A 247-nucleotide genomic window follows, 5' to 3' on the forward strand; every position below is an offset into this window, starting at 1 on the left:
GCGAGCAACGCCGCGCGGGTGACCGTGGCGGTCCTGCCCGACGAGTTCCGCAGGATCGCGCTCTTCCCCGGCGGCGGGCCGTCCCCGTCGGTCTGGGACCGGCTGGCCGTCGCGGACGCCCCGCCGATCCCGGTCTCCGGGACGCACTTCGGCCTCACCTTGACCGACAGCACCCTCCGGTCGGTGCTCGTCGGCGGGCGGCTGAACCCGGTCACCGTCGGCCTGGACTTCGAGATCGTCGCGACGG

Annotated in this window: 1 protein-coding gene; it reads left to right on the plus strand. The window is 74.9% G+C overall.

Translation table 11 applies throughout. The annotated features are described in order from the left end of the window. Window positions 1-247: hypothetical protein (locus tag Q0L15_RS20045; protein ID WP_296606390.1), on the plus strand; the 247-nt coding region annotated here is incomplete at both ends.

Origin of the sequence: Nocardioides sp. (assembly GCF_024509035.1) — a bacterium.
Classification (GTDB): Bacteria; Actinomycetota; Actinomycetes; order Propionibacteriales; family Nocardioidaceae; genus Nocardioides.